This is a genomic window from Luteolibacter rhizosphaerae (genome assembly GCF_025950095.1).
Taxonomy (GTDB): Bacteria; Verrucomicrobiota; Verrucomicrobiia; order Verrucomicrobiales; family Akkermansiaceae; genus Haloferula; species Haloferula rhizosphaerae.
The window spans coordinates 400,996-425,622 of record NZ_JAPDDR010000006.1 but is presented as its reverse complement, the minus strand read 5'-3'; the positions used below and the strand labels follow the sequence as shown (position 1 = coordinate 425,622).

The following is a 24,627-nucleotide window of genomic DNA, read 5'->3' as shown; positions in this document are numbered from 1 at the left end:
TCCCTCAGACAGCCAGTTCTTGCGCTTGTTCTGTGGGCGAGACATGATTGCTCTTGCAGCAACCCATGGCCGACGTCCCGCCGGAGCAAACGATTCTTCTCGTTGATCAAGACCACGACTTCTTGGAGTGGGCTACGAAGCATTTGACCGCGAACGGGCTTCGCATCCTGCGTTGTGACAATGCGGACAACGCGGTGAAGGTGGTCGAGAAGACCCCCGTGGACGTGGTGGTGGCGGATATCCAGCTCCAGCCCTTCGATGGTCTCGAGCTCCTCTCCCGCCTGCGCCAAGTCTCTCCCGCCACGCTGGTCATCCTGACCACCGGCTTCCCGAGCACGGGCCAAGTGATCGAGGCCACCCAGCGCGGTGCCCACGATGTGATGCGCAAGGAGGCCCTGCCCTTCGAGCTGCGCCCGGTGGTGGAAACGGCTCTCCAGACCGCGGACGACCGCAAGTCCGCCGAGCAACCGGCAGCCGAGATGCCGAGCTTGGACGGCCGCGTAAAGATCATCGGGGTCTCCCGCGCCCTGCAGGATGTTTTCAAGATCGTGGGCCGCGTCGCCCGCTCGGATGCACCGGTTCTGGTCACCGGCGAAAGCGGCACCGGCAAGGAGCTCGTCGCGAAGGCCATCCACGAATACTCACCGCGCCGCCAGCAGGAGCTGATCGCGATCAACTGCGGAGCCATCCCGGAGAACCTGCTGGAGAGCGAGCTCTTCGGTCACGAGAAGGGCTCCTTCACCGGCGCCATTGCCCGGCGTGCGGGACGTTTCGAGCAGGCCGACGGCGGCACGCTCTTCCTCGACGAAATCGGTGACATGCCGCTTTCCGTGCAGGTGAAACTGCTGCGCGTGCTGCAGGACGGCACCTTCTCCCGCGTGGGCTCAAACGAAACCCTGAGCGCGGACGTGCGGGTCGTCACCGCCACGAACAAGACCCTTTCCACCGAAGTGGCCGGCGGTCGCTTCCGCGAGGACCTCTACTACCGCCTGAACGTGGTGGAAATCCGCCTGCCCGCGCTGCGCGAACGGGCAGAGGACATTCCGCTGCTGGCCGAGTTCTTCCTGCAACGCATCACGCGCAAGAACGGGATGGCCCGCATCCGCCTCTCGGCGGAAGCCATCGCCGCGCTGCAAGTGCACCGCTGGCCGGGCAACGTGCGCGAGCTGGAGAATACGATCGCCCGCGCCTGCGCCTTGGCCTCCTCGACCGTACTGCTGCCCGCAGATATCCCGCTGGCGGCCGCGCCGGGCTCGGAGAAGGGCGCGCTCAAGCAATCGCTAGGCAGGATCCTGGACTCGATTCCCGCCGGCGAGAACGCCATCGCATGGTTCACCCGCGAGCTCGCGGCCTGCGCACTGGAGCGCCACGATGGCGATCTCAAGGAAGCCGCCTCCGAGATGGGCACCAGCGCCTCCGAACTGCGCCGGATCCTGGCCGATGGCAATGCCGCCACGCTGGCGAGCCAAGTGGAGTCCTGAGACTCCGCTAGCCATTCCCTTGGCACCGCGCTAGCCTCGCCTCATGCTGTTCCGCCGCACGGTGACCGTCCTGCCGCTCCTGTTCGCGCTCGCCGCGGCGGCAGCGCCGAAGCCGGCCGCCATCCCCGCCTACAAGGACGGGCTGGATGCGATGGCCGCCCATCTCTGGGACATCGCGGCCACCCGCTTCGAATCGGCGCTCACCACTCCGGAGCTCGATGAGACCGGCAAGCGAACGATCTTACTCCGTCTCGCCGAAACCCATGTCCGCGCCGGGAGAACGGAGGCTGCCCTGAAGGTCCTGGATGATCCTATCCTCGCGGCGGATCCCGCCTTGGCCTTCTGGAAGGCTCAGGCTCTTACCACCTCGGGACGCTTCGCCGAGGCGCTCGCCCTGCTGGATGAGAAGGCCACCGTCGCCACGGCTCCCCATTATCAGGAAGCGCTCTTCACCCGTGCCGCTCTCCAGGAGTCGCTCGGCGATCCCGGCGGAGCCCTGGAGGCGCTGAGCATCCTGGCCAAGGAGAAGGACGCCGCCACGGTGCTGAGGGCGAAGATGAACATCGCCGCCATCCTGCTGGAGCAAGGCAAGGCGGATGAGGCACTGACGGCCCTGCCGAGCCCGAACCTGAAGATGAACTCCCAGGAGCGGGCGCGCTCCGAGATCCTTCGCGCGCAGGCCGAGCTCGGCAAAGGCGAGAATCAGGCGGCCATCGGGCTCTTCTCATCCGTGTTGGAGAAGTCGGAAGACCCGGCCTATCGGATCTACCGGCACGAGGCGGCCGCGGGTCTGGCCAAGGCGCAGCTCGCTTCCGGCAACCGCTCCGCTGCTACGGACGATCTGCTGGCCTTTATCGAGCAGGAACGCAGCGCGCCGAAATTCGGAGAGGTCTTCACCATTCTTCTCAACTGTCTCCCGGAGCCGCTGACCACGGACGATGCCATCCTCACGCGCCTGCGCGAGTGGTCACCGCCTCCGCCCTTGGCAGTGCCTCCCGCCGGAATCGTCGGCGGATCGGGCACCCCCTCCGCCAGCGATGTCAGCGCGGTGTGGCCCGCCGGTGTCGCGACGGCGAACGAGCTCGGCACGCAAGCGCTCTTCCATCTCGCACTCGGCCTGCGCCGCGAAGGCTCGGCGGACTCGAAAAGCAGCGCCCGTCGTCTGCTGGCACGCCTGCGCATCGAGTACCCCGGCCATCCGCTTTCCGATCGTGCCCTGTTAGAGATGATCCGCTGGGATCTTCAGGACAATCGCAAGGAACAGGCTCAGGCTGCCCTCGCCGCGCTGGAGAGCAGCGAGGTCCCCGCCTCCTTGCGCGCCGGTGCATCGATCGCCGCCGCTTCCTCCGCCTTCAGCACCGGCGACTTCAAGCTGGCCGCCGATGAAATCGAGAAGGCATCGGCCCTGCTCGAAGGCGACGCACTGCGGGAGGCTACCCTGAATGCGGCGGTCACGCGCCTTGCCACGGGCGATCTCGCGGGCTTCGAGGCGCTGGCGGAAGCACGCGGGAAGGACCCGCGCATCGCGGATGATCTCGCCTTGGAACGGGCTTTGTTCCTCACCTCGGTCCGCGATCCATCGGCACTCGGAGCACTGGATCGCTTCATCCTTGATCATCCGCAGCATCCGCGTCTGGCAGAAGCACGACTCGCCGCCGCACATGCCGCGCTTGATGCCCTGCCACCCGACCCCGCCTTTGCCAAGGCGCAGATCGAATCGATCTCCGCGGAAGATGCGGCGAAGCTTCCCCAAGCCGATCTCGCTCTCGCCGGCATCCGTCTCGCGGAGCGTGAGAAACGCTGGGCGGACGCCGCCGGACTCGCCGCCGCCTTCCTGAAGCAGTATCCCGCGGACCCCGGGGCCAATGCAGTGCGCTTCGAACTCGGCAGCGCGTTGTTCGAGAACAAGGACTACAACGATGCCCGCCTCGCGCTGAATGAAGTGGCCAAGACCACCGACTCGCCCTTGGCCGCTCCGGCGCTCTTCCTCGCCGGCCGGGCCTCCGCGCTGGTTGGCACCAACCAAGCCCAGGAGGAAAGCCTCGCGATCTTCGACAAGCTCATCGCCACGAACGGCCCGCTCGCCGATGTGGCCCGCTTGGAGAAGGCGCGCGTGCTGATCACTCTCAAGCGCTTGGACGGAGCCGCCGCCGAACTTCAGCCATGGTTCGATACCATGAAAAAAGACGCGCCGCTGCGCGTCACCACCGGCCTCCTGCTCGGGGACGCCCTCTATCCTTACAACAGCGCCAGCAGCGACATCGCAAAACTCGAACGGGCACTCGCGCTCTACGAAGACTTGCTCGCCAGCTTGCCGGCGGACTCATCACGCCGCTTTGAAATCGAGTACCGCCGCGGCATGGTCATCGAAGAGCTTCCGCTCACCACGGAGAACTCGGACAAGGCGCTCGATGTCTATTTCTCCGTGCTGCAAGCCGCGGCGAAATCCCCGCCCGCCGACTGGCAGTGGGTGGACAAGTGCGGCGTGCGTGCCCGGGCTTTGTTAGAAACCCTGCAGAAGTGGGAGGCAGCCATCGGCGTGGCTCAGAAGCACGGAATGCTCCCGAGCCCCGGTGCGACGGAAGCCCGGGCCCGGGCCACCGCACTCAAGCAAGAGCACTTCATCTGGGACAAGTGAACCCGCTCAGCGCGCCGCGAGAGCCTGTGGCGAGCGGCTGAGACGCTTGGGCTCGCCCGAGTTGATCTCGTCGATCTGTCCGTTGAGCGTGCAGTAGTCGTAGATGTAGCCGACCAGGAAAAGACCGCCGGTCACAAGCCAGAGCAGGCCGGTCCAGACCTTGCCCATATAGAAACGGTGGATGCCGAGCGGGCCGAGGAAGGTCTGCAAGACCCATGCCACGGAGTAGTCGATCTTGCCGGTCTCGTATTTCTGCCCGGCGCTACGCTCCATCCCGGGGATCAGGAAAAGGTCCACGATCCACCCGATCAGGAAGAGTCCGCCGGTGAAGAACCAGATCGCTCCTGTAATCGGTCGGCCGAAGTAAAAGCGGTGGGCTCCGGTGAACCCGAAGATCCAGAGCAAGTAACCGATGGTCTTGCTGTGAGTAGGCATGCGTTCCATGGCCCGATAGGATCGCCGGATTCCCCGCGCCCGCCATGAGAATTCCGTGCAGTTTTTCGACACCGCCGCGGGAATCCTTCCTATCCGGAATCGCATCGGACTTGCCAGAGTTTGACACCTGCCGCCGTAAAGGCGGAACTTCAGTCATGACCAAAGCCATCCTCATTGCCGCCATGTCCGCCGCCCTTGCCAACTCCGCCGTCGCCGAAAACGAATTCCGCCACGTCGTCCTCTTCAAGTTCAAGCCCGAGGCCACGGCCGACAAGGTGCAGGAGATCGAGAAAGCCTTCGCCGAACTGCCCAAGAAGATCCCGGCCGTGACTGGCTACGAGTGGGGCAAGAGCGAGAGCGTGGAAGGCCTCAACGACGGCTTCACCCACTGCTTCCTGGTCACCTTCAAGGACAAGGCCGGACTTGAGGCCTACATTCCCCACGAAGCGCACAAGGCTTTCGTGGAGAAGCTCAAGCCCCTACTCGAAAAGGCGACCGTCTTCGACTACACCGCGAAGAAGGACTGATCAGAACGCATACGTGGCGGACAGGAAGACATTGGTGCCGGGTGCCGTGCTGCGATCCGTGACCGAACCCGCCTGTCCGCCAAAGGTATCCAGGCCCATGTGACCACCGCTGCGGCGCACCGCGCCCCAGTCGTAATACTGCTCGTTGAAGATGTTGTTCACGCCGCCGTTGAGGGTCAGGCCTTCCATCGGCTTCCACTAGGCGACGGCATCCAGCGTGAACCATGACGGCGGACGGAACATGCGGCCGTTCATCGTGGTGTCATCGGTACGGGTCACCGCCGCGGGGTAGGTGCCCAGCACGCGCGCGCCATAAGTGCCCTGTGCGTCCTGGTACCCCATCCAGCCGACCGTCTTCCACGGTTCCACCGTATTGATCGCGGTGTCCTTGGTCTGGTTCTCGCCGTAGGCCCGTCCGGTATTCAGGCCCAGAGTCCAGCCGCGCATGCGGTCGAAGGCGGTGCCGATGTCCCATTCGCCGCTGGCCTCGAAGCCATAGATGATCGCCTCGCCCTGATTCTTGGTCGTGGAGAGTGCGGTATTGTCGGGCAAGCGGCCCACCGGGACATTGTTCTCGATGAAGTCCTTGTACTTCGTGAAGAAACCTTCGATTGCGAAACGTCCGGGCTCGGCCTCGCCCTTGTAGCCTACCTTGAAGGCATGGCTTTCTTCCTCCTTCAGATCGGGATTCGGAATGGTGACCTGCTGGAAGCCCCCCGAGGGATGATCGAAGACCATGGTCAATTCCTCCGCAGTAGGATTACGGATGCCCATGCCATAACCGGCGTAAAGACGCGTGTTCTCGGTGCTCTCGAAGACCACATCCAGACGTGGCGACATACTGAAATTATCGAATCCCTGCGAGGGCTCGATACCCGTGCCCATCAAATTCGACAACCGGTCCAGATAAGACTGGGTCAGGTTCACAGCGATCTCGTGGTAATCCAGCCGAAGTCCCGGCGTGACTGTCCAACGTTCTGCCGGTTTGATCTGGTCCTGCACGAATAAACCCAAGCGATAAGTCTCGGAAGGCGCGAACGAAATGCGGTCGAACACCGTGCGCTGGGTCGAAACAATCGGCAGGCCTCCGTCCGGGTTTGGGAGGGCAACGCCGGTTGACTCCACACGGTCGAAGCGATTGGCTGAATTCTCCTGCGAGAGGTCGATCCCGGCGAGCAATTGGTGCTTCATACCGAAGAGATCCATCTCGCGCCGCGCGATTGAGGAGAGACCGAAGATCTCCGTGCGGAAATTGATCTGCTGCTGCCGGTTCCGCCCCTTCAAGACATCGATACCCCACTCCGGCGGGAAGCCCGTCGTGCGCGGGGGATTCCGGCTCAGGTTGCGGCTGCCGCTATTTGAATCCTGCCAGTAGAGGTGGGTCTCCACCGCATCGACCCAACCGTTCTCCGGGGTCCAGTCCCAGTTGAAGCTGAGACGCTGGCGATCGACATCCTGCCAGTTCTCAATGCTCTTCTTGAAGATGCTGAACATCTCGATCGAAGGATGCAGTGCGCTCCGCATGTTCGCATACACGTCCCGCTCGTACTGCTCGTAAGTGAGCTGGAAGCGATGGTCGCCCAGAGAGTAGCCCGCCTTCGAGAGCCACGCATTGCTGTGCATCTCGATCGGGTCCGGCGGGATGATCCCGTGGTTCTCCGTCTCCTCCCCTTCCCTGCCGGCATAGAGCAAGAGGAAGTCGAAGTTATCCTTCTTCCACGCACCGCCGGTTTGCCAGGCGAAGCCGCGGTTGCGGGAGAAATACTGGGTCCGCATCAGGCCGCCCCAATCCTTGTCGCCTAAGAGATCCTCGGCCGTCAGCGTCCGGGCGGAGACCATGCCACCCATCGCATCGCTGCCGTAGAGCGCGCTCGCACCGCCCTTGAGGATCTCCACGAGCTGGAACATAGAGGGATCGAAGTAATCGCGCCCCATCCCGCCCGATCCCGTCTCCGCCCCCGCATCGAAGGAAGTGGAGACATACTCGGGCGGCTGGCGAATCCCATCCACCTCCACGCCCACCCGGTTGCCCTCGGTGCCCCGGATGTTGAAGCTCGCGGCCCCCGTTGCCGCATAAGCCACGGCACCGTCGCCCGTGGTCATGTCGAAGGGCACGACCACCGTGGGATCATACTTCACGATCCCGCCGAGGTCCTGCACGCCGGTCTCTTGCAAGGTCTCGCGATCCACGCGGGTCACCGTGCCGGAAGTATCCAGCCAGTTCTCCTCGGTACGGGTGGCCACCACCACGATCTCGTCGAGTTCATCGACAACGCTGCCGCTCGACTTCTTCTCCTCTTCCTCCGCCACCACCACTTCTTCGCTTGTTTCCGGCACTTCCTCCTGCGCGCGAAGGGCCCCGCCAAATGATAGGACCGCCGTGCAGGCAAAAGTGTGAAGGGGGATTCGAATCTTCGTTCTCATTTGAATGCTGCTCCACCGCCGCCCGAACGAGCGGCCATTCTGTTAGATAGTCTTGCGCTCCATTGGGCCTAGTAGCCCACCTTGAGACGCATCAGCCGTTTGCCTCCCACCGCCGCACTGTCGGCCACCGTGACCTGCGATCGTTCGCCTGAGGCCACCGTGGTGACACGGGAGGTCCCGCCCGCATTCCAAACCCACGCTTGGGTTCCCACCTTGGTCGCGAGTGTCGTCCACTGCACCAAGTCGGAGCTGACCTGCACCTGATAGGTCAGCGCCGCAGGCGGACTGCCGGGCATCGAGAACGAAAGGGCTAGCCTGCCATCGACGATCGACGAGGATGGCCGCGCGCTCGTCCCATCTCCACCCGCAGGACTGGCCGGGTGTGTCCCCAGCGCATACTCCACGAGGTTCGACAAACCGTCGCCGTCATGGTCTGCATCATCCGCCGCCGCACCACTGTTCTCGGTGGTCTGGAAGTAATCCTGCCGCCACTGCTGGAGCGGCGTAAGCACCGGTCCGCCAAGTTCGGCGAATTGCGAAGCCACATCGATGCGAGCTCCCACCACCGAGGTGTGGTTCGCGAACGGCATCTGGATGCTGACGCTATTGACGCCACCCGCGATCGCCGAGAGATCCCACTGCCAGGTGATCCCCCGGTAAGCGAAGGAATCGATCCCCTCCATCTCCGGAACGCCAGTCTCGTTCTGCACCACGCGGGTGCCATCCACGATCATCGGCAGCGTCGCGAGAAGCTGCTGGTTTCCGCCGTTGTAGTTCAGCTTCGGGCCACCGGTAAAAGGAAAGGTCGTCGCCGGATCCCAGGTCACATCGAGCTGGAAGACAACCTGATGAATCCGGAAGGACGGAGCCGCGGTGGCCGCTTGGTTCACCGTCATCGAGTAGTTCCCGGTCCAACTGTAGAGCCCCATGCTGGCCCCGTATCCCGGGCTCGCCACCGTCATGGTGCCTTTCATCGTCGAGGGACTATCCGGAATCCGATAGGGATTCTGCGAGGCGAGGAAAGTCCGGTAGGTGGTCTTCACATCCCCCTGAAGCGGATAAGACTTCAGCAAAGACTGGGCGCCCGCGAAGGGAGCCAGAGCCAGCAGGCACAGGGAGACAAGGAACTTCGGGACGGAGAAGCGGTTCGTGCCGTTCATGATGAAGGGCGCGGTGCGCGACATGTTCGGCACACTGGCGAGATTCAACCACGGGTCATAGACTTGCCCGCCGCTCAGCGTGATATCGAGGGGATCGGATGGCATCCAGCTCATGCCCTCCGGGGGCTCGGCGGAATAGGAGGTGGAAGCGACGGCAAGCAATGCCGTGGTGATGAGGGCTGCGCGGGTAGTAATCATCGGGGCGGTGAGAAAGCCCGTAGACTGGGCTTCTCCCATCGCCATCGCTCCCGGCTCCTTGCCATTCCGTGACGCATCTTTGCATTTCAATGGCGGCGCGTTGCGCCAGATGATTGGCTGCTTGTACTAGCATCATCGGAGTTCCTTCAGGCGCTCGGAACCACACATCCGTTAGATTGTCTTCCATTGATGGCGGATTGATCCCGCAGGCCGACTTAGCCAATTGCTCGCCGATCAATCGCAACCCGGCGCGAGCGGAATGGAATCCCAAGGACACATCATTCCCTCGTCATGAAGACAACACACACATTCCTCAAGCCCGTCCTTGCCACCCTCCTGCTCGCCGCCACCGCGCAGGCCGAATACTTGGCCGATACCGATCCGGTGACGGCAGGCAATCAGCCGGGCAGCGTCTACTACCCCATCGGTCTCGGCGGCGCCTACAAGACCGAAGGCTGGGAGAAGCTGACCTCCACCCTCTACCCCGGCAATGGCAGCTTCCCCGGCTGGAGCGCATGGGTGGGTGCCCTTGCCTCCCAAGTGGACACCGATGCCGGCTCAAGCGGTCTCGCCAAGGTCGCCAACGGAGTCGGTGGCGGCCCCTACCCCTCCAGCGCCTCGATCTACTTCGGAGGCACCGGCATCCTGCCCAATCTTTTCGGCGGCACGCTTGAGACCCAGACCAGCGGTAGCAGCGTCGTCCCCGGCCTGAGGACCGTCATCTTCCACCTCGATATCGGCGAGGCCTGGACCTACGACCTCTACAGCGGCGCGGCCCCCGTGCTCTACATGACCACCTCCTCCGGCACCACCACCATTCCGGCCACCCATGCATCCCGCTACGCCAAGGTCTACAACGGCCAAGTCTGGATGAACGGCAAGTACGAGGACCTCTACATCAATTCCCGCGCCTACCAGTTCAACATCGGCTCCCTGGGCACCATCACCAGCTTCACCGTCCGCTTCAGCGGCGCGCAGCACGCGCAAATCCACGGTGCGGGCTTGGAGCAGTCCAGCCAAGCCTACACCACCAACGAGCTCCCGGCACACGTCCCCTGATAATCAGGGACCTTCGTAGATTCCCCCGGCGCCCCCGCCTCACGGCGGCGGGCGCTTTTTCTTCCATAATAGACGCGTTTCACTGATGAAAAGCGGCGGAGCAGCCCGTAAGGGTCAAGAAGTCACACAAATGAACGAATCCGCAGGATCACCGGAATTCTCGCGACGCGGCTTTGTCGGCGCCGCGCTGGCAGGCATGGCCGCACTCGGCGCGGCCCCGCAGGCACGTGCCAATGACGCCGCCGCCCCCGCCTTCAGGGATCCCTACGTCTACCGCTTCAAGATCGGTTCGCTCGAAGCCTTCTCCATCAGCGATTGCAATCTCGGCTTCCGCGAAGGCCTCGGCCTGATGTGGCCGGAGGAAGCACGTCCCAAGATGAAGGAGGAGATGGAGCGCCACGGCGAACGCCTGGACACCCTGCCCCTCTACGTGAACGTGCTGGTGATCCGCTCCGGCAACGAGGTCGCGGTCTTCGATGCCGGCTTCGGCAAGGTGAACAACCCGCAGATGGGCTGGCTCTTCGATGGACTGGCAGCCGTGGGCATCGCACCGGAGCAGGTCACTGCCGGCTTCCTGAGCCACGCGCATGCCGATCACCTGAACGGCTTCGTCCGCGACGGGAAGCCCGCCTTCCCGAATGCGCAGATCTACCTTCTGGAAGACGAGCTCTCCTTCTGGCGCGGCGAGAACCCTGACTTCTCCAAGTCAAAGCGCGACAAGAACCAGATCCCCGGAATGATCAAGGAGGTCCGCGGCCACTTCGACACGCTGCAGGAAAAGCTCCGCCCCGTGAAGCCCGGCACCGAGGTGCTCGGCGGCATGGTCCGCGTGGAAGGCGCTCCCGGCCACACCGATGGCCATGCCTGCTTCCGCATCCGCTCCGGCGATGAGGAGCTGCTCCACCTCATGGACCTCGCGCATCATCACTTGCTGATGTTCGCGGATCCGGATTGGACCATCGCTTTCGATCACGACCCGGTCACCGCCGTGGTCACGCGCAAGAAGTATTGGACCGAGGCAGCCGAGAAGCGCATCCGCTGCTACGCCTTCCATCTGCCATGGCCCGGCCTCGGCCACATCATGGCAGACAGTGGCAAGTATCGCTGGTGGGCCGAGCGCTGGGCTTGGGGCTGAAGCCATCTCTCTCCAGCAAGACACAGCTCTGTTAGGTCGTGTGCCGGTCATCCGAAAGGGGGCCGGCACATTTATCTTTCCTACGCGGGCTACATGATCTATCTCCTCACGCATGCGCCTGCATCCATTCCCATGACGCGAGAGGTCCGCTCCCGGCACTAGCCGGATGTGGTGGACCTGCTTGTCGATAGGACGCGCTTCCCTGCGTCCCCGTCACGGTTGAACGCTTCTTTCCCGCGGGATCTTCGTGCCCGCATGTACGGATCCGCGCAGCCGTGTGCACTTGAGAGAACCGGCAGCATGCCTGTGCCGCCGGATAAGAAGCTTATTGTACATGAAACCGGAGTTATGCCATGAGATCATGGCATGTTTGCCGATGGGACGCACCCTGTTCCACTACGGCAAGGATCACTACGCCTTCCACCTTCTCCGCCATGTGGCGGCGCAGGGCACCACGGTTGCCGCGTTGCGGAAATCCGCATTCTCACCGCTGTTGGAAAAGCCCGCCGTGCGTGCCTGGATGGCAGGCATCGGCAGCGGACAGATTCGCGCTGCCGATATCCCGGAGTCCGCCTGGATGCCCGGCTCCGAGGCCTACCGCCTCTCGCTTGGCATCTGGGGCCGCGATCCCGCTCGCTGGAAGAGCTACCAGGTATCGCGCCGCGGCGTCAGCCTGGTGCTACACCTGAACCACAACAACACCCAGTATCAGCGGCTGAAGCGAGCGCTGCCGAAGGATGGCTCGGATCCCTTCCTCGCCTACGGTCATCCCGAGGCGGGAGGCGGGTTCCCCACCATCGCATGGGCACGCATGGATATCGATCTCGGCCGCCGCGAGGCGCTCATCGAGGAGATGCAGACCGACCGGATTCGCGACATGACCGCAGCGGTCAAGCGGGCCCGTAAAGCGAAGCCGGGGAGCGAGATCGAGTTCTACAGCATCACGCTAAACCGCGACGCTCTGCTCGATTACTGGGAAAAGGAAATGCAACGCCACGTCGCCATATGGGAGGAAGCCATGCTCACTGCCACGCTCGACTTCCTGCATCGGGAGATCGGCGTACGGCGCGTCTTCTACCACACCCACGAAGGTGGCGCTGCTCTCAAGCACATCCGCAGGAAGCTGCCGCCCCGATCGCTCTACACCACCGTGCCGCGGAAGTTCTGCTTCCAGCTCACGGATGAGGTGCCGGGCATGGTTGAGTCGTGTTCCTCATGGCATTCGCGCCCGTCGCGAATCCGCCGCGAAATCAAGTTCCACCTGCTGGAAACCTGATAAACGAAAGCTGCCCGTCGGTTCTCCGGCGGGCAGCTTTATCATGCATGGGCGTGTCGCTCTCAGGCATAGCTCTTCTCCTGCGCCGCGCGCCTCATTGCTTCGACCACATCCTTGGACGGCGAATTGATTAAATCGCGCTTGATCTGGAGTACCAAGCACTCGCGCGCTTCCTTCGGCAAATGGTCGACAATCGCGCGATGGATCTGAGAAGGCGCGACCAAGGCCCAGCGGCCGACCTTCTCCTCGCGTATGATGGTCTGGATATTCTCGGCAATCGCACGAATGCAGCGGATCTCCAATTCGTTCTCGAGCGGCAGGCGCTCCGCCGAGGCGGTGCCGATACTACCGCTTACGGGAAAGGCACCCGCTTGATCGGTCACGAGTTCGGAAAGCTTGCGGCTCCCTTCGGCAAATTCCTCGTTCGCCACTACCCGCGGTCGGTCGGCTTCATCCAAACGATAAGCGATCAGCCGGCCACGGTCGGCCACGACAACAATTGGTGGCAGTGTTTTCATAACTCCTCTCTCCTTGCAGTTTGCCCGCCAAGCCGGGTCATTTCGCTCGCAGACTAAGCCTCTTGAACAAGTGGCGGGTCATCGGAACAGCCTTGATCGCCAAGGGTTTCAATTTGCTCCCCGCTTCCGTGCAATTCGCGCCGCCATCTACCGAGCCCGCAGCCAATCCGCGTTGATAATTCCATGGCATGCCTCATGCGCTCCCACCCTTCATGGACAGCAATCTCGAACGCTACCTCAACGACCACCTCGCCGGATCACTCGCCGCCATTGATGTCCTCACGCTGCTCTCCGACAAGAGCGAGATTTCCTCCGACCGGGAATTTTACAGCGAGCTTCTCGCGAAGGTGAAGCAAGACCGCGAGCTTCTGGAAAGCCTGCTCGAAAAAACCGGGGAGGACCGCAGCGCATTGCGCGAAGCCGCCGGCGGCATCACCTCGAAGGCGAGCATGCTGAAGCTCCGCTGGGAGGGACTATCACCGGAATCGCTCGGCCTGCTGGAGGCCATCGAAATGCTCGCCCTCGGCATCGAGGGCAAACGCCGCCTCTGGCTCCTGCTCGGCACCATTGCCACCTTCATTCCCGAATGGCAGGGCACCGACTTCGAAGCTCTCGAAGCCGATGCCAAGACTCAAGGCGACGCGGTCGAACAGCGGCGGATCGTCGCAGGCAAGTCCGCACTGCTGATGCGCCCTGCCGCCCGCCACTAAGCCCGGATCAACGCGTCACCACCGGCTCGAACCAGCATCCCCAGTCGGAGCCGATGCCATCGCCGGCATCCTCCACGCTCAGTTCGATCTCCTTCGCCCCCTCCACGGAGACTTCGAAGGAACGCAGCGTTCCCGGCTCCGTCTTCTTGGAGCGCCAGAGCTCCTTGCCGTCCGCCTTCACCACGAACACGCAGGAGCCGCCATCGCGTCCATCGGGCAGACCGGCATGACCGCTCAGCGTCTTCCACTTTCCGCCCACATCCCACACATGGCTCGCATTTGCATGCGCGTAGATGCCGCGTGAGAAAAGCCGGGATCCACAGGAGAACAGCAGATCGCTATCCGGCAGGCGGTTCATCACCGCCCTACCCCAGCCGACCTTGGCCGACTTCACCGCTGCCGTCGGCAGATCGCATTTGTCGCCGGTCGCTTGGGCGGGCGAGGCACCCGGCTTGTCCGCGGCCGGATCGGCCAAAACCTTTGCCGCTTCAAGCACGGCCTGGGAAGGATTCGCCGCCTTCACCCGGGCAATCTCCTTCGCCAGCGCCGCGGCATCCTTCTTCTCCGCCGCCTTTGCGAGCGGCAGCAGCAGCAGGCGGGCTTCTGTCGCGGCCAGATCCACCGTCCCGTCCTTCGCTACCAGATAGGGATACGTGAAGGGCGTGCTCGCCCCGGCGAAGGAACTGGCGGCGCCGTTTGCTTGCACCACCACCACGCGGAAGACTCCCGCCTTCCCCGCAGCCAAGGCACCCGCTTCGAGCTTGAAGTTCCCATCCTTGTCCGGGATCGCCGTGCAGGTCGTCGCGTCGTAGTCACCGCCACCCTCCGGGTCCATGTAGCCCAGCACCGCATAGGGCGGCGGATTCGCCGTCACCCGTGCGCTGTAGGTGAAGCTCTTGCCTTCGTTCACCACCTTCACCTCGTGCAACTCTGCATTCGCAGGAGAATCGATACCTTTCACCGAACCGCAGAAGATCGGATGCGAAGCCAACTTCAAGCCGTGCGCGAGGGTGAGGAAGGAGCCCTTCCCTTCTCCGCGCAGATCCTCGCCATAGGTCCGGTTACCACTGCCCATCAGCGCGGTTCCCAGCGCCGCCGCCTCATCCGGACGCTCGCGGTTATGTGGCAGCCCGAGCGCATGCCCGAGCTGTGACAGATCCCTCCGATGAAGATCGAGTTGTAGCGCCCGATCGAGATGTCGCCGTACTGGCCGTCTTTCACCCGCGGCTCTTTCTTCGCCAGCGAATCAAGCTCGAGGATCGGGGAATCCACCTGCCACGCGGTTCCCTGCCGGTTGCTACCACCGGCATAGTAGGGACTGTTCTGCGTGATCGTGGATTTCGCCGGATCCCAGTTCGACATGTTGCAGAAGATCACGATCGTCTCCTTCTCCGGATCGATCCCCGCCGCCCGCAGCGTGCCCAGGCACTCGCTGCGGATCTCGCTGCCGGACTGCACATCGAAGGCAGAGTAGGGCTTCCGGCTTTTCACCACGTGCACCTTCATCTTGCCTGAGTCACCGTAGTCCAGACGGATCGTCATCGGCCCGAAGCCAAGCCGCTTCATCTCCCTCGCGTAGAAGTCGCGGATGTCCTGCATGATCGTCCCCAGCCGCTCCTCATATCTCGGCGCCGGATCGCGGTCGGATGGCGTCCAATACACGATGTGCACCTTCTTCTCCGCCCGCTTTGCATCGGCACCCTGCCACGCATCCAGGATCGTCTTGGCTTGGGGCACCTTGGACGCGATCTCGGCCTGCGGGGAGGCGACCAAAGGCTGGCCAACGAGCAAGAATCCGACAACTGAAGTCAATTTCACGCGTTAAAAACGCCACAATTGACCCACTTTATTCAAGAATTTTGTCCCTGTCCCACCACGGACATGGCGAAGATCAGGACCTATTCAAGAAGCGCCACCCGCCGACCTTGCAGCAAAGCGAAGGACCAAGGCCCGCCTTGCTTCGGTTAGACTTCCCGGAGAATCTCATCATGCCATGAAAAGATTCGAAGTACATCTGATCGGTGAAGACAAATGGAAGGAAGTGATGGCGGAGTCCTTCACCATCACCGACACGGACCCGAAGGAGATCCATTTCGAAGGCTCGCGCCCTCATGTCGTCTACTACCTCCACGCCCTGCGACAACCGGTGACCGAACTGCCGGCAAGAAACAGTCCGCTCCCCGTGCGCCACAACTAAAGCCGCTCCTCCAGACGCACCCGGAAGCCATCCTTCAGCCGCAGCGTGATCCCCGGCTCCGGCTCTCCACTTTGCCCCGGCTCCGCCACGAAGCAGAAGCGCCGCAGGATCATCGGCAGAATCACCCGCGCCTCCGCTAGGGCGAACTCGCTGCCGATGCAGAATCGCGGCCCCGCGCCGAAGGGATAATACGCCTCATGATCCCTGCGCTCGAAGCGCTCCGGCCGGAACAGCTCCGGCTCTTCCCAAAATGCCGGATGCCGGTGCAGCGTGTACGGACTGATGATCACGCCAGAGCCCTTCGGAATGTGATATCCCCCGATCTCGTCTTCAGCGATCACATGACGCTCCATCGCCCAGATCGGCGGGTAAAGCCGCACCGACTCCTCGAAGACATGCAGCGCGTGCGATAGCTGAGGCAGATCCGCGAACTCCGGCAGGCGTCCTCCACACGCTTGATCGAGCTCCGTCCGCACCCGCTCCGCATGCTCCGGATGCCGGTCGAGCAGGAAGAGAGCCCAAGCCAAGCCATTCGCCGTCGTCTCGTGACCAGCCAGCAGGAAGGTGATCGCTTCGTTCCGCACTTCCGCATCACTCAACCCCAGCCCGCTCTCCGCATCGCGGCTACCCGTCAACATGGTCAGCAAGTTCGGTGTGGCCGGCGGCTGCACCCGCTGCCGCGCGATCAAGCCCGCGATGATCTCATCCACCTCCGCCACCGCACAGCGGAAGCGCAGGTTCCCCGGCGTCGGCCAAGAGGGCGGCGCGTTCAGGATGCTCCGCCAGCGGCGATAGGTATGCATCACCATCACATGCATCGCCTCCTCCACCGCGCCCGCTTCCTTCTCCAGATCCACACCGAAGAGACAGCGCCCCACCACGCGGAAGGTCAACCGCATCATCTCGGAGGCCAGATCCACCGCCTCGCTTGCCTTCGCCTTCACGCTCCACGCATCGAGCATCTCCTGCGTGCAGGTCGCGATCGATGTCACGAAACCCTCCACCGCCGCGCGATGAAACATCGGCTGGATGATCCGCCGCCGCTGCCTCCACACATCACCATTCGCGGTGAGCAGGCTCTCGCCGCAAATCAGCGCGAGGCAGTCGGAACTCCGCGAAGCCTTGTCGTAGTTCTTCCGGTTCCGGATCATCACCTGCGCCACGTGATCCGGGTGATTCACCAGATGCATCACCAGGGGCCCCACGCGGAAGCGGATCACATCGCCATGCTCCCGCGTCGCATCGGTCAGCAGCCCGAGCACGTCATTCCGCAAGCGGTTCAGGTGACCGGTGATCGGCGACCCCGGCGGGCTGGGAGCGATTCTGCGCTTCATTCCACCCGGTATCCCAAGGGTTCGTAGAACTCCCTCCACTCCTCGCGGATGCGCTGCCGCGAGGCCTCATCCAGAGGCTTGAAGCGGTTCTTCTCATAGCCATCCAGCGTGTCCACGTAGGCCTTGATCTTCGGCATCGCCTGCTCCGCTCCATCCAGCGAGAGCGCATCATAGATCCCGGCCACGGCCCCCATCGGATCGCGCTCCAGATCGGCATACGCCACCTCGCAGAAGTTGCCCGCCGGAATCTCTCCTCTCCGCGCGAAGAAGGCCCCCATCAGGTCGCGATAGCGCTGGAAGATCTCGTCGTCGATCCGGCTGCGGTCCGGCCGCTGCAGATAGGTGTGCCACATCGCCGTATCGTAGTAGTGGCGGAAGGATTGCAGCACCTCCTCCGGTCGGCGGTGGATGTGCACGAACTTCGCATCCGGAAACATCTCCCTCAGCACCCCGATCCGCGCCGTGTGCGGTGGCGATTTCAGCAGCAATCTACGGCCCGGACCGTACTTGAAGCTTAGCTTCTTCAGGAACCACTCCAGGCCGCGCTTCCACTCCTCCACCTCGTCCCGCGGCACTCCCTCAAAGCTCAGATAGCGCGAATAGTGATCCTCGCTGCGTGGAAAGGAAACGCCCAGGTACGAGGACTTCAGCGTGATCAACAGCGGCGCGAACTCATCCTCTTGCGGGGACTCGAAACTCAGCGCCATGTTGTCCATCGGCCGCTTGTCCGGCAGCAGCTTCGCGAAGCGCCGCGTGCGCACCTCCTCCGTCGTCAGGAAGATGTGCGGATTCACCACCTGATAGGTGTTCGGATAGGCGAAGCCCTCGTCATCCTGCGCCATCAGGTTGTGCAGATGCGTCGTCCCGCTGCGCCAGTGACCGAGGATGAAAACCGGCGCCTTCGCGATCACCGTCGCCACCACCTCATCCCCGTGCTCGCGATCCTCCCGCCACCGGTAGATCGAATTCGCCACGCTCAGCAGGCTCACCACCGCCGCCCGGTGCCAATACACAGGATCCACCGCGAAGTTGTTATCCTGCAGCAAACGCCACCAATCCCCTGCCGTGATACCGGTCAGGTAATTGTGCGAGATACTCCAGCGGTGCTTGAGAGGTTCCTTCAAACGCTCCCCACAGGCTGCGCGTCCCCGCGCTCAAGTCAATCTCCCGGAAGGCCCCGCGACCGGACCACCTCATTCCCCGCCCCGGAGGGGCATCGGAACCTAACCGGTGCGCAAGCACAACGCAGCCACCGGTCACGCCCGCCCCATCATCTCCCCGCCCCGGACGGGCATCGGAAACTAGCTGGTGTGCAAGCGCAGCGCAGCCACCGGTCACGCCCGCCCCATCATCTCCCCGCCCCGGACGGGCATCGGAAATTAGCCGGTCGGCAAGCGCAGCGCAGCCACCGGTCACGCCCGCCACACCATTGGCGTCCCGGAGGGCCGCCGGAACTCCCCGGCACACCCTCCGCAACCTCCATCTTCTAGTCCTCAGTAGCTCCGCCCCCAAATCGCACGCGACTTGGTCGGCTTGCCCGTCAGAATACAAGGCGCCTCCGCCTCGTCCTGCTTATCCAGCGGCAGGCAGCGGATCGCGATCTTGTGTTGCTTCGAAATCTCGTCCTCCTCCTCCGGCGTTCCCGCCCAAGGCGTGAGCAACCAGCCCGGATTGTCCTGACCCCAATGCGCGTGGAAGGAATCGATCGCATAGCAGGGCGCGATGTTCGCATCGCGGAAGCTCGTCGCCCGCTCGAGCAGCGTGTTGTGGATCTCCTGCAGGATGTCCATGGCCTGCTGCAGGAAGTCCTCCTTGTCCATGAACTCCTTCTCGTTGCTGCCACGGTCGCGGCGCTGCACGCAGACCTTGCGGGTCTCGATGTCGCGCGGCCCGATCTCGATCCGGATCGGCACGCCCTTCTTGACCCACTCCCACTTCTTCACGCCGCCTTGGATATCGCGGGCATCCACGTGCACGCGCACCGGATCGCCGTGATACTTCTTCTCCAGGCGCAGCGTCTCCGCCAGCGCCTGGCAGGCATCTAGCACGGCTTGCTTCGTATCTTCCTTCGGCGTCACCGGCACGATCACGATCTGCTGCGTGGCCACCCGCGGCGGCAGCACCAGACCGTCGTCGTCGGAGTGCGCCATGATCAGCGTGCCGATCATGCGCGTGGAAACGCCCCACGACGTGGTGTGCACGTATTGCTTGGTCCCCTCGCGGCCGGTGAAAGCGATCTCCTGCGCCTTCGAGAAATTCTGCCCGAGATAGTGCGAGGTGCCGGCTTGGATCGCCTTTTTGTCCTGCACCATCGCTTCGACCGTCAGCGTCATCTCCGCACCCGGGAAGCGCTCGTTCTCCGTCTTCTCACCCGGGATCACTGGGATCGCCAGGTGGTTCTTCAGGAATTCCTCGTACACGCCGTGCATCAGGCGCGTCTCGGTGATCGCTTCGTCCTTCGTCTCGTGCGCCGTGTGGCCTTCCTGCCACAGGAATTCCGCCGTCCGCAGGAAGAGACGCGGGCGCATCTCCCAGCGCATCACGTTCGCCCATTGGTTGATCAGCAGCGGCAGATCGCGGTAGCTCTGCACCCAGCGCGAGAAGGCTGCCCCGATGATCGTCTCGGAAGTCGGGCGGATGATGTAGGGCTCGGCCAGCTCACCCGTCGGCACCATCTTAATCTTCCCGGTCACGGGATCCTTCTGCGGCTCCAGCCGGTGATGCGTCACCACCGCGCACTCGGTCGCGAATCCTTCCGCGTGCTCCGCTTCTTTCTCCAGGTAGGAGATCGGGATCAGCAGCGGGAAGTAGGCATTCTGGTGCCCGGTCGCTTTGAACTTCCGGTCGAGCTGCTGCTGGATCAGTTCCCAGATCCCGTAGCCCCACGGCTTGATCACCATGCAGCCGCGGGTCTCCGAATTCTCCGCCAGATCGGCGGCTTTCACGACCTGCTGGTACCACTCGGGGAAATCCTGGGCACGGGTCGGGGTGATGGCAGTCTTGTCGGACATGGCTTGGGATTGGGAAACGAAAACCGCTGGCCGGACGGGACACACCCCCACCGGTCGCGCGGCGCGCGGATTTGGTCCCGGAAACCCCGGATTTGCACGCCAATTTTAAGCCCCCCTTAACCCGATTCCCCCATCCCATTCGCGTCCATCCCCGGTTCACCTCCTCCCCATCCAAATTTCATTAGCCGCCACGCGAATCCCGGTTAGAGAGGGAAAGTTCGATTCCTTACCCATCATGCACCCGCGTCGCCTCGCCATCCTCGCCCTCTCGCTCACCCTCATTTCCGCCCGCGCGGAACAGCCGGACAGCTCCTTCCCCGGCCTGAAGACCCTCCCAATCCCGGAGGATCTCAGCCCCTACCCCGGCAAGCTCTCCTACGACTCCGGCCTCGCCGAAGTCATCAACAAGCCCCTCAAGCCCGAGGAAGGCGCCCCCGAAGGCCAGCGCCTCGTCGCCACCAAGATCAGCCGCGAGGAGCAGACCCGCTACTTCATCGACTTCGATTCCGGCCCGAGCGCCGACCCCGCCTTCGTCATCACCGAGGAGAAGACCGGCAAGCTGATCGGCAGCATCGGCGGCGAGAGCATCGTCATCCCCGGCAACGGCTTCCTCTACATCAGCGGCCGCGCCAACCGCCTTCACCAGGAGCAGGGCAAGTTCGCCATCCGCGATGGCAAGCTCGTCGAGATCGAACAGCCCTTCTCCTACGTCGGCCTCAAGTCCAAGGCCAAGGTCCCGCTCAAGCTCCTCGCCAAGAAAGATGGCGGCGAAGTCATCGCGAACATCCCCGCCGGCGATGCACTCGAAGTCGTCCTCCGCGACGGCGAGCACCTCCTCATCAAGACCAACTTCGGCCTCCTCGGCTGGTGGAAGGCCAACACCAGCGTCATGCACGACAACGCCGAAATCGAAGACCTCTACTACGCCGGCGACTGAGGGCAAACCAAGGAGGGGCTGCGTCCCGCGCCCCTCCCTCAATTCCCCTAACACTCCGCCCCAAGGGCTCGTAGTCCCGCCTTCAGGCGGACGAAGCCACCAAGCTGGCCCGAATCACCCTCTTCAAAGGAGACGGCCGCAGACTCCAACTCGCTATACTCCGAGCTTCCCGCTTCACAGCACCCCCGCCGCCTCCCTCAACAACTCCTCCGTGGTCTCCCAATCGATGCAGGAATCCGTGATCGATTGCCCGCGCACCAGTTGATCCAGCGGCTTCGGGAAGGACTGGCTTCCCGCCACCAGATTGCTCTCCAACATCGCCCCAATGATCGAGCGATCCCCGGCGGCGCGCTGCCTCACGATTTCCCGGAACACATCCGGCATCCGCGCACAATCCTTGCCGCAGTTCGCGTGTGAGGCATCCACGATCAGCGAGGGCGGCAGCTTCGCCCCCTCCAGCGCCGCAAGTGCCGCTGAAATACTATCCGCATCGTAGTTCGGGCCGTGGTCACCGCCACGCAGGATCACGTGACAATCCGGATTCCCCGTCGTCGTCACCGAGGAAGCGATCCCCTCTTCCGAAACGCCCAGGAAGGTCTGCGGACGCGATGCCGCTTTCACCGCATTGATCGCGGCCACAAGGTCGCCCGAGGTGGTGTTCTTGAAGCCCACCGGCATCGAGAGGCCGGAGGCCATCTGCCGGTGCGTCTGGCTTTCCGCCGTCCGCGCTCCGATCGCCGACCACGAGATCAGGTCCGCAATGTACTGCGGGGTGATCGGGTCCAGCAGCTCCGTCGCCGTCGGCAGGCCCAGGTCGATCACGCTGCGCAGGAATTGCCGCGCCCGCCGCAGACCTTCCGGGATGTCGTCCGTGCCGTCCAGATGTGGGTCCATGATCAGGCCCTTCCAGCCCACCGTCGTCCGCGGCTTCTCGAAGTAGACGCGCATCACGATGTACAGCTTGTCCCGCAGGCGCTCCGCTAGCGCCGCCAACCGGTGCGCATACTCGATCCCCGCCTCCGTGTCATGGATCGAGCAGGGCCCGACGATCACCAGGAAGCGCGAATCCGCCCCGCCCAGCAGCGAGCGCAGGTTCACCCGCGACCGCGACACAAACTCCGCCCGCTCATCACCTCGCGGAATCTCCGCCTGCAAACGGGCCGGCGAAGGCAGCGGGACATTCCGGGCAATATGGACATCGGAGACACGGGCGGACATGCCCCCAGCCTAAGAGCAGCCCGCAAAACGTGCCAAGTGCCAATCCTGCAGACCTCTGCGGCTCTGCGGTGACTTCCTTTCATTCCGGCCCGCTCACCCCATCTTTTCCCAAGGCCCCGTCACCGCCACCGTCAGCCCCCGGCTCTGCAGGTTCACGAAGAACCACTTCCCGTCCGGCGAGAAACATCCGCCCGCAAACTCCCCCTGCCCGGAGGAGTTCCGCGCCAGCGTGAAGATCTTCCCCTCCGCCGTCACGCAGCGCACATGCGCTGCCGGTGCGAAGCCCGGATCGATCAGATCCTCGCAGATCACGATCCCGCCCCACGGCCCCGGGCACAGGTTGTCCCCGTTCGTCAGCAGGTCGCTGAGCTCCGGCTGCAGGAATAGCTCCAGACGATCCGGCGTCTCCGCCTCCCCCGAGGGATCCAGCCGGAAGATCTGCCCCCGTCGCAGCGGGCCGCCATCCGTGCAGCAGATATAAAAGGAGTTCCCCACCATGTGGATCCCCTCTCCGCGTGCGAAACGCGCCGCCCCCGCCTGATAACCCCGCAGGCGCAGGTCGTCCTTCGGCGCATCCGTATCCTGCAGGTCGATCCATGTCGCCTTCAGCGGCGTCCCCGGCAGCGGCCACTTCGATTCCGGATCGTAGTTCCGCAGATCAGCGGACGGCTTGTCCGCAATCGCCAGCGCCTGCAGCTTGCCCTTCGTGAAATCATTCTTCGTATCCGGGATGAATCGATACAGCAACCCGTCCCCGCGATCCTCCGTCAAGTAGAGGATTCCCGTCCGCGGATCCAGCGCCACCGCCTCATGGCGGAAACGTCCCAGCGCCTTCAGCGCCACCGGCTTCTGGAGCCCCGGGGTGGCCGTCGCCTTGACCTCGAAGCACCAGCCATGGCGCGCGCCACGCCCTTCCACCAGATCCGCCGGCTCCTCACAGGTGATCCAGGATCCCCACGGCATCGGCCCGCCCGCACAATTCCGGTCGGTGCCGATCAGCGAGAGGAAATGCCCCGTCTTCCTCCCCGCCACCGGATCGAAGACCAGATTGGAAGTCCCGCCCAAGGACGGATTCGCCCGCCCCTCGCCGGGATCGAAGGCCAGCGCCTCGTCGAATCCCTCCGGCAGCTTCAGGTTGTTCGCGAATGGGCCCATCGCCGTCATCTCCAGCCCCAGCTCGTGATTGCAGACCAGCACCACCTTCCCCTCCGGCCCGGGAAAGGCCGCCATCCCGTCCGCCTGCCCGGGGACCAAGTAGCCGTCATCCATCTTCTCCCCGCGCGTGGCCAGCACCCGGTAGGAGAAGCCCTCCGGCAGATCCAGTATCCCCTTCGCATCCTTCACCAGCGGTCCGAAGGGCTCGATCACCCTCCCCGCCGTGATTTCGCCCAGCGTGTAGCGTTGCAGACCGAGGAAAGCGAGCCCGGCAGTACCGAGGAAAAAGCGGCGGGAAGTCACGTCTTCACTGAAATCCTGCTGCCCGCCCGGTCAAGCCTGCGCCCCCAAGGTGTCGGTATCGTTTCATCCGCCCCCGGCTCCCCGCGAACAATGACCAATGACCAATGACCAATGACCAATGACCTTCGCAAATACCCCGTGAATACCGCGTGGCGAAATCGTCCCGCTCACGAGATGGATGTTTGACAGCCCCAATCCGGGCATGGTTGCTTTCGTCAACCTGCAATCCTAAAAAGCCTAGCAATGAGCGAAAACGAAATCCCGCCGCCGAGGCAGACGTCCTCGATCCCGGCACCGAAGCAGACCTCCTCGATTCCTCTCAAGAAGGAAACCGTGCGGGTGACCCTGAAGGCTTCCGATGCCCCGCCGGCCACTCCGAATGCACCGGTCGTGGCTGCTGCCACCAAGCCCCCGGCACCGACCGGCCTCGGCTCCGCTCCTCCGGCTCCCAGCGTTGGCCCGCCGACCGCTGGCGGTGGCGCACCCAAGGCTCCGGCTCCGGCCCCCACCATCGCTCTCCGTCCCGCAGGTGCCCCGACCGCTGCCGGTGCTCCAGCTCCGACGATCCGCATCAACACCCCGGGCGCCCCGACCGCTCCCGGTGCTGCTCCGGCCCGCACCGTCCCGCTTGGCGGCGGCCCTGCCGGCACCGTCTCGCTGCCGAAGGCCACCGTGCAACTTCAGCCGCCGACCCAACCGCTCGGCACCACCGGCGCTTCCCTTAGCTCCGCCGCCACCATCCGCTCCGTGGATGAGGACGAGGAAGAGGGCAACGACACCATCTCCACCGTCCTTTCCGTGATCGGCTTCCTCGGCGCTGCTGCAGTCGTCGTGTTCCAGATCCAGACCCTGAACCTCTGGGGTTCCATCGGCCAGCTCTTCGGCGGCGAGTAATCCCTACACCGGACCCA

At 63.6% G+C, this 24,627-nt stretch carries 22 protein-coding genes; 10 read left to right on the top strand and 12 right to left on the bottom strand.

What is annotated here, in order from left to right; genetic code table 11:
• The first annotated feature begins 65 nt into the window (after positions 1 to 65).
• Together OJ996_RS13915 and OJ996_RS13910 are read left to right on the top strand one after the other, a co-directional pair.
• Entirely contained in the window at positions 66 to 1,481 is a 1,416-nt protein-coding gene (locus tag OJ996_RS13915; protein ID WP_264514216.1) for a sigma-54-dependent transcriptional regulator, read from the top strand.
• A gap of 43 nt (positions 1,482 to 1,524) precedes the next feature.
• Positions 1,525 to 4,119, top strand: a complete 2,595-nt coding sequence (locus OJ996_RS13910; protein ID WP_264514215.1) for a tetratricopeptide repeat protein — start codon at positions 1,525 to 1,527, stop codon at positions 4,117 to 4,119.
• A 6-nt stretch (positions 4,120 to 4,125) separates the two neighbouring features.
• Here OJ996_RS13910 and OJ996_RS13905 read toward each other — a convergent pair whose 3' ends face one another.
• A complete protein-coding gene (locus OJ996_RS13905; RefSeq protein ID WP_264514214.1) occupies positions 4,126 to 4,563 on the bottom strand; it encodes an NINE protein in 438 nt (145 codons plus the stop codon).
• Between the two features lie 146 nt (positions 4,564 to 4,709).
• Here OJ996_RS13905 and OJ996_RS13900 point away from each other — a divergent pair, with 146 nt between their 5' ends.
• The gene (locus tag OJ996_RS13900; RefSeq protein WP_264514213.1) at positions 4,710 to 5,081 is read left to right on the top strand and encodes a Dabb family protein; all 372 of its coding nucleotides are present in this window, start codon (positions 4,710 to 4,712) and stop codon (positions 5,079 to 5,081) included.
• On the opposite strand, the gene OJ996_RS13895 is transcribed toward OJ996_RS13900, so the two are convergent.
• From OJ996_RS13895 to OJ996_RS13885, 3 genes are all read right to left on the bottom strand, one after another.
• Entirely contained in the window at positions 5,082 to 5,270 is a 189-nt protein-coding gene (locus OJ996_RS13895) for a hypothetical protein (RefSeq protein WP_264514212.1), read from the bottom strand.
• 9 nt (positions 5,271 to 5,279) lie between these two features.
• Positions 5,280 to 7,418: a TonB-dependent receptor domain-containing protein gene (locus OJ996_RS13890; protein ID WP_264514211.1), complete on the bottom strand. Its 2,139-nt coding sequence runs from the start codon at positions 7,416 to 7,418 to the stop codon at positions 5,280 to 5,282.
• 155 nt (positions 7,419 to 7,573) lie between these two features.
• Positions 7,574 to 8,863 carry a hypothetical protein gene (locus tag OJ996_RS13885; protein WP_264514210.1) on the bottom strand — a complete coding sequence of 430 codons (1,290 nt, stop codon included), beginning with the start codon at positions 8,861 to 8,863 and terminating at the stop codon, positions 7,574 to 7,576.
• A 291-nt stretch (positions 8,864 to 9,154) separates the two neighbouring features.
• Between OJ996_RS13885 and OJ996_RS13880 the strand changes: the two genes are divergently transcribed.
• From OJ996_RS13880 to OJ996_RS13870, 3 genes are all read left to right on the top strand, one after another.
• On the top strand, positions 9,155 to 9,922 hold the full coding sequence (locus tag OJ996_RS13880) for a hypothetical protein (protein ID WP_264514209.1): 768 nt from the start codon (positions 9,155 to 9,157) through the stop codon (positions 9,920 to 9,922).
• Between the two features lie 130 nt (positions 9,923 to 10,052).
• Positions 10,053 to 11,057, top strand: a complete 1,005-nt coding sequence (locus OJ996_RS13875; RefSeq protein ID WP_264514208.1) for an MBL fold metallo-hydrolase — start codon at positions 10,053 to 10,055, stop codon at positions 11,055 to 11,057.
• A 334-nt stretch (positions 11,058 to 11,391) separates the two neighbouring features.
• Positions 11,392 to 12,333: a hypothetical protein gene (locus OJ996_RS13870; RefSeq protein WP_264514207.1), complete on the top strand. Its 942-nt coding sequence runs from the start codon at positions 11,392 to 11,394 to the stop codon at positions 12,331 to 12,333.
• Between the two features lie 62 nt (positions 12,334 to 12,395).
• Here OJ996_RS13870 and OJ996_RS13865 read toward each other — a convergent pair whose 3' ends face one another.
• Complete coding sequence (locus OJ996_RS13865; protein WP_264514206.1) at positions 12,396 to 12,824, bottom strand: host attachment protein; 429 nt, start codon at positions 12,822 to 12,824, stop codon at positions 12,396 to 12,398.
• 215 nt (positions 12,825 to 13,039) lie between these two features.
• On the opposite strand from OJ996_RS13865, the gene OJ996_RS13860 reads away from it, so the two are divergent.
• On the top strand, positions 13,040 to 13,561 hold the full coding sequence (locus OJ996_RS13860) for a hypothetical protein (protein ID WP_264514205.1): 522 nt from the start codon (positions 13,040 to 13,042) through the stop codon (positions 13,559 to 13,561).
• A gap of 7 nt (positions 13,562 to 13,568) precedes the next feature.
• On the opposite strand, the gene OJ996_RS13855 is transcribed toward OJ996_RS13860, so the two are convergent.
• Both OJ996_RS13855 and OJ996_RS13850 read right to left on the bottom strand, forming a co-directional pair.
• The gene (locus OJ996_RS13855) at positions 13,569 to 14,636 is read right to left on the bottom strand and encodes an NPCBM/NEW2 domain-containing protein (RefSeq protein ID WP_264514204.1); all 1,068 of its coding nucleotides are present in this window, start codon (positions 14,634 to 14,636) and stop codon (positions 13,569 to 13,571) included.
• Complete coding sequence (locus tag OJ996_RS13850) at positions 14,636 to 15,379, bottom strand: hypothetical protein (protein ID WP_264514203.1); 744 nt, start codon at positions 15,377 to 15,379, stop codon at positions 14,636 to 14,638. Before OJ996_RS13850 ends, OJ996_RS13855 begins: the two co-directional genes overlap by 1 nt.
• A gap of 175 nt (positions 15,380 to 15,554) precedes the next feature.
• Here OJ996_RS13850 and OJ996_RS13845 point away from each other — a divergent pair, with 175 nt between their 5' ends.
• Complete coding sequence (locus OJ996_RS13845; protein ID WP_264514202.1) at positions 15,555 to 15,758, top strand: hypothetical protein; 204 nt, start codon at positions 15,555 to 15,557, stop codon at positions 15,756 to 15,758.
• Here OJ996_RS13845 and OJ996_RS13840 read toward each other — a convergent pair.
• From OJ996_RS13840 to proS, 3 genes are all read right to left on the bottom strand, one after another.
• A complete protein-coding gene (locus OJ996_RS13840) occupies positions 15,755 to 17,092 on the bottom strand; it encodes a cytochrome P450 (RefSeq protein WP_264514201.1) in 1,338 nt (445 codons plus the stop codon). The genes OJ996_RS13845 and OJ996_RS13840 overlap by 4 nt on opposite strands.
• Positions 17,089 to 18,216 (bottom strand): sulfotransferase family protein, encoded by a 1,128-nt coding sequence (locus tag OJ996_RS13835; protein ID WP_264514200.1) that lies wholly within the window; start codon positions 18,214 to 18,216, stop codon positions 17,089 to 17,091. The genes OJ996_RS13840 and OJ996_RS13835 overlap by 4 nt, the downstream gene beginning before the upstream one ends.
• 369 nt (positions 18,217 to 18,585) lie before the next feature.
• Positions 18,586 to 20,103: a proline--tRNA ligase gene (proS, locus tag OJ996_RS13830; RefSeq protein ID WP_264514199.1), complete on the bottom strand. Its 1,518-nt coding sequence runs from the start codon at positions 20,101 to 20,103 to the stop codon at positions 18,586 to 18,588.
• A gap of 235 nt (positions 20,104 to 20,338) precedes the next feature.
• On the opposite strand from proS, the gene OJ996_RS13825 reads away from it, so the two are divergent.
• A complete protein-coding gene (locus OJ996_RS13825; RefSeq protein WP_264514198.1) occupies positions 20,339 to 21,040 on the top strand; it encodes a hypothetical protein in 702 nt (233 codons plus the stop codon).
• A 174-nt stretch (positions 21,041 to 21,214) separates the two neighbouring features.
• On the opposite strand, the gene OJ996_RS13820 is transcribed toward OJ996_RS13825, so the two are convergent.
• Both OJ996_RS13820 and OJ996_RS13815 read right to left on the bottom strand, forming a co-directional pair.
• A complete protein-coding gene (locus OJ996_RS13820; RefSeq protein ID WP_264514197.1) occupies positions 21,215 to 22,258 on the bottom strand; it encodes a 3-deoxy-7-phosphoheptulonate synthase in 1,044 nt (347 codons plus the stop codon).
• Between the two features lie 93 nt (positions 22,259 to 22,351).
• Positions 22,352 to 23,716, bottom strand: a complete 1,365-nt coding sequence (locus OJ996_RS13815; protein WP_264514196.1) for an alkaline phosphatase PhoX — start codon at positions 23,714 to 23,716, stop codon at positions 22,352 to 22,354.
• A 243-nt stretch (positions 23,717 to 23,959) separates the two neighbouring features.
• Between OJ996_RS13815 and OJ996_RS13810 the strand changes: the two genes are divergently transcribed.
• Positions 23,960 to 24,610 (top strand): hypothetical protein, encoded by a 651-nt coding sequence (locus tag OJ996_RS13810; RefSeq protein WP_264514195.1) that lies wholly within the window; start codon positions 23,960 to 23,962, stop codon positions 24,608 to 24,610.
• Positions 24,611 to 24,627: the final 17 nt, after the last annotated feature.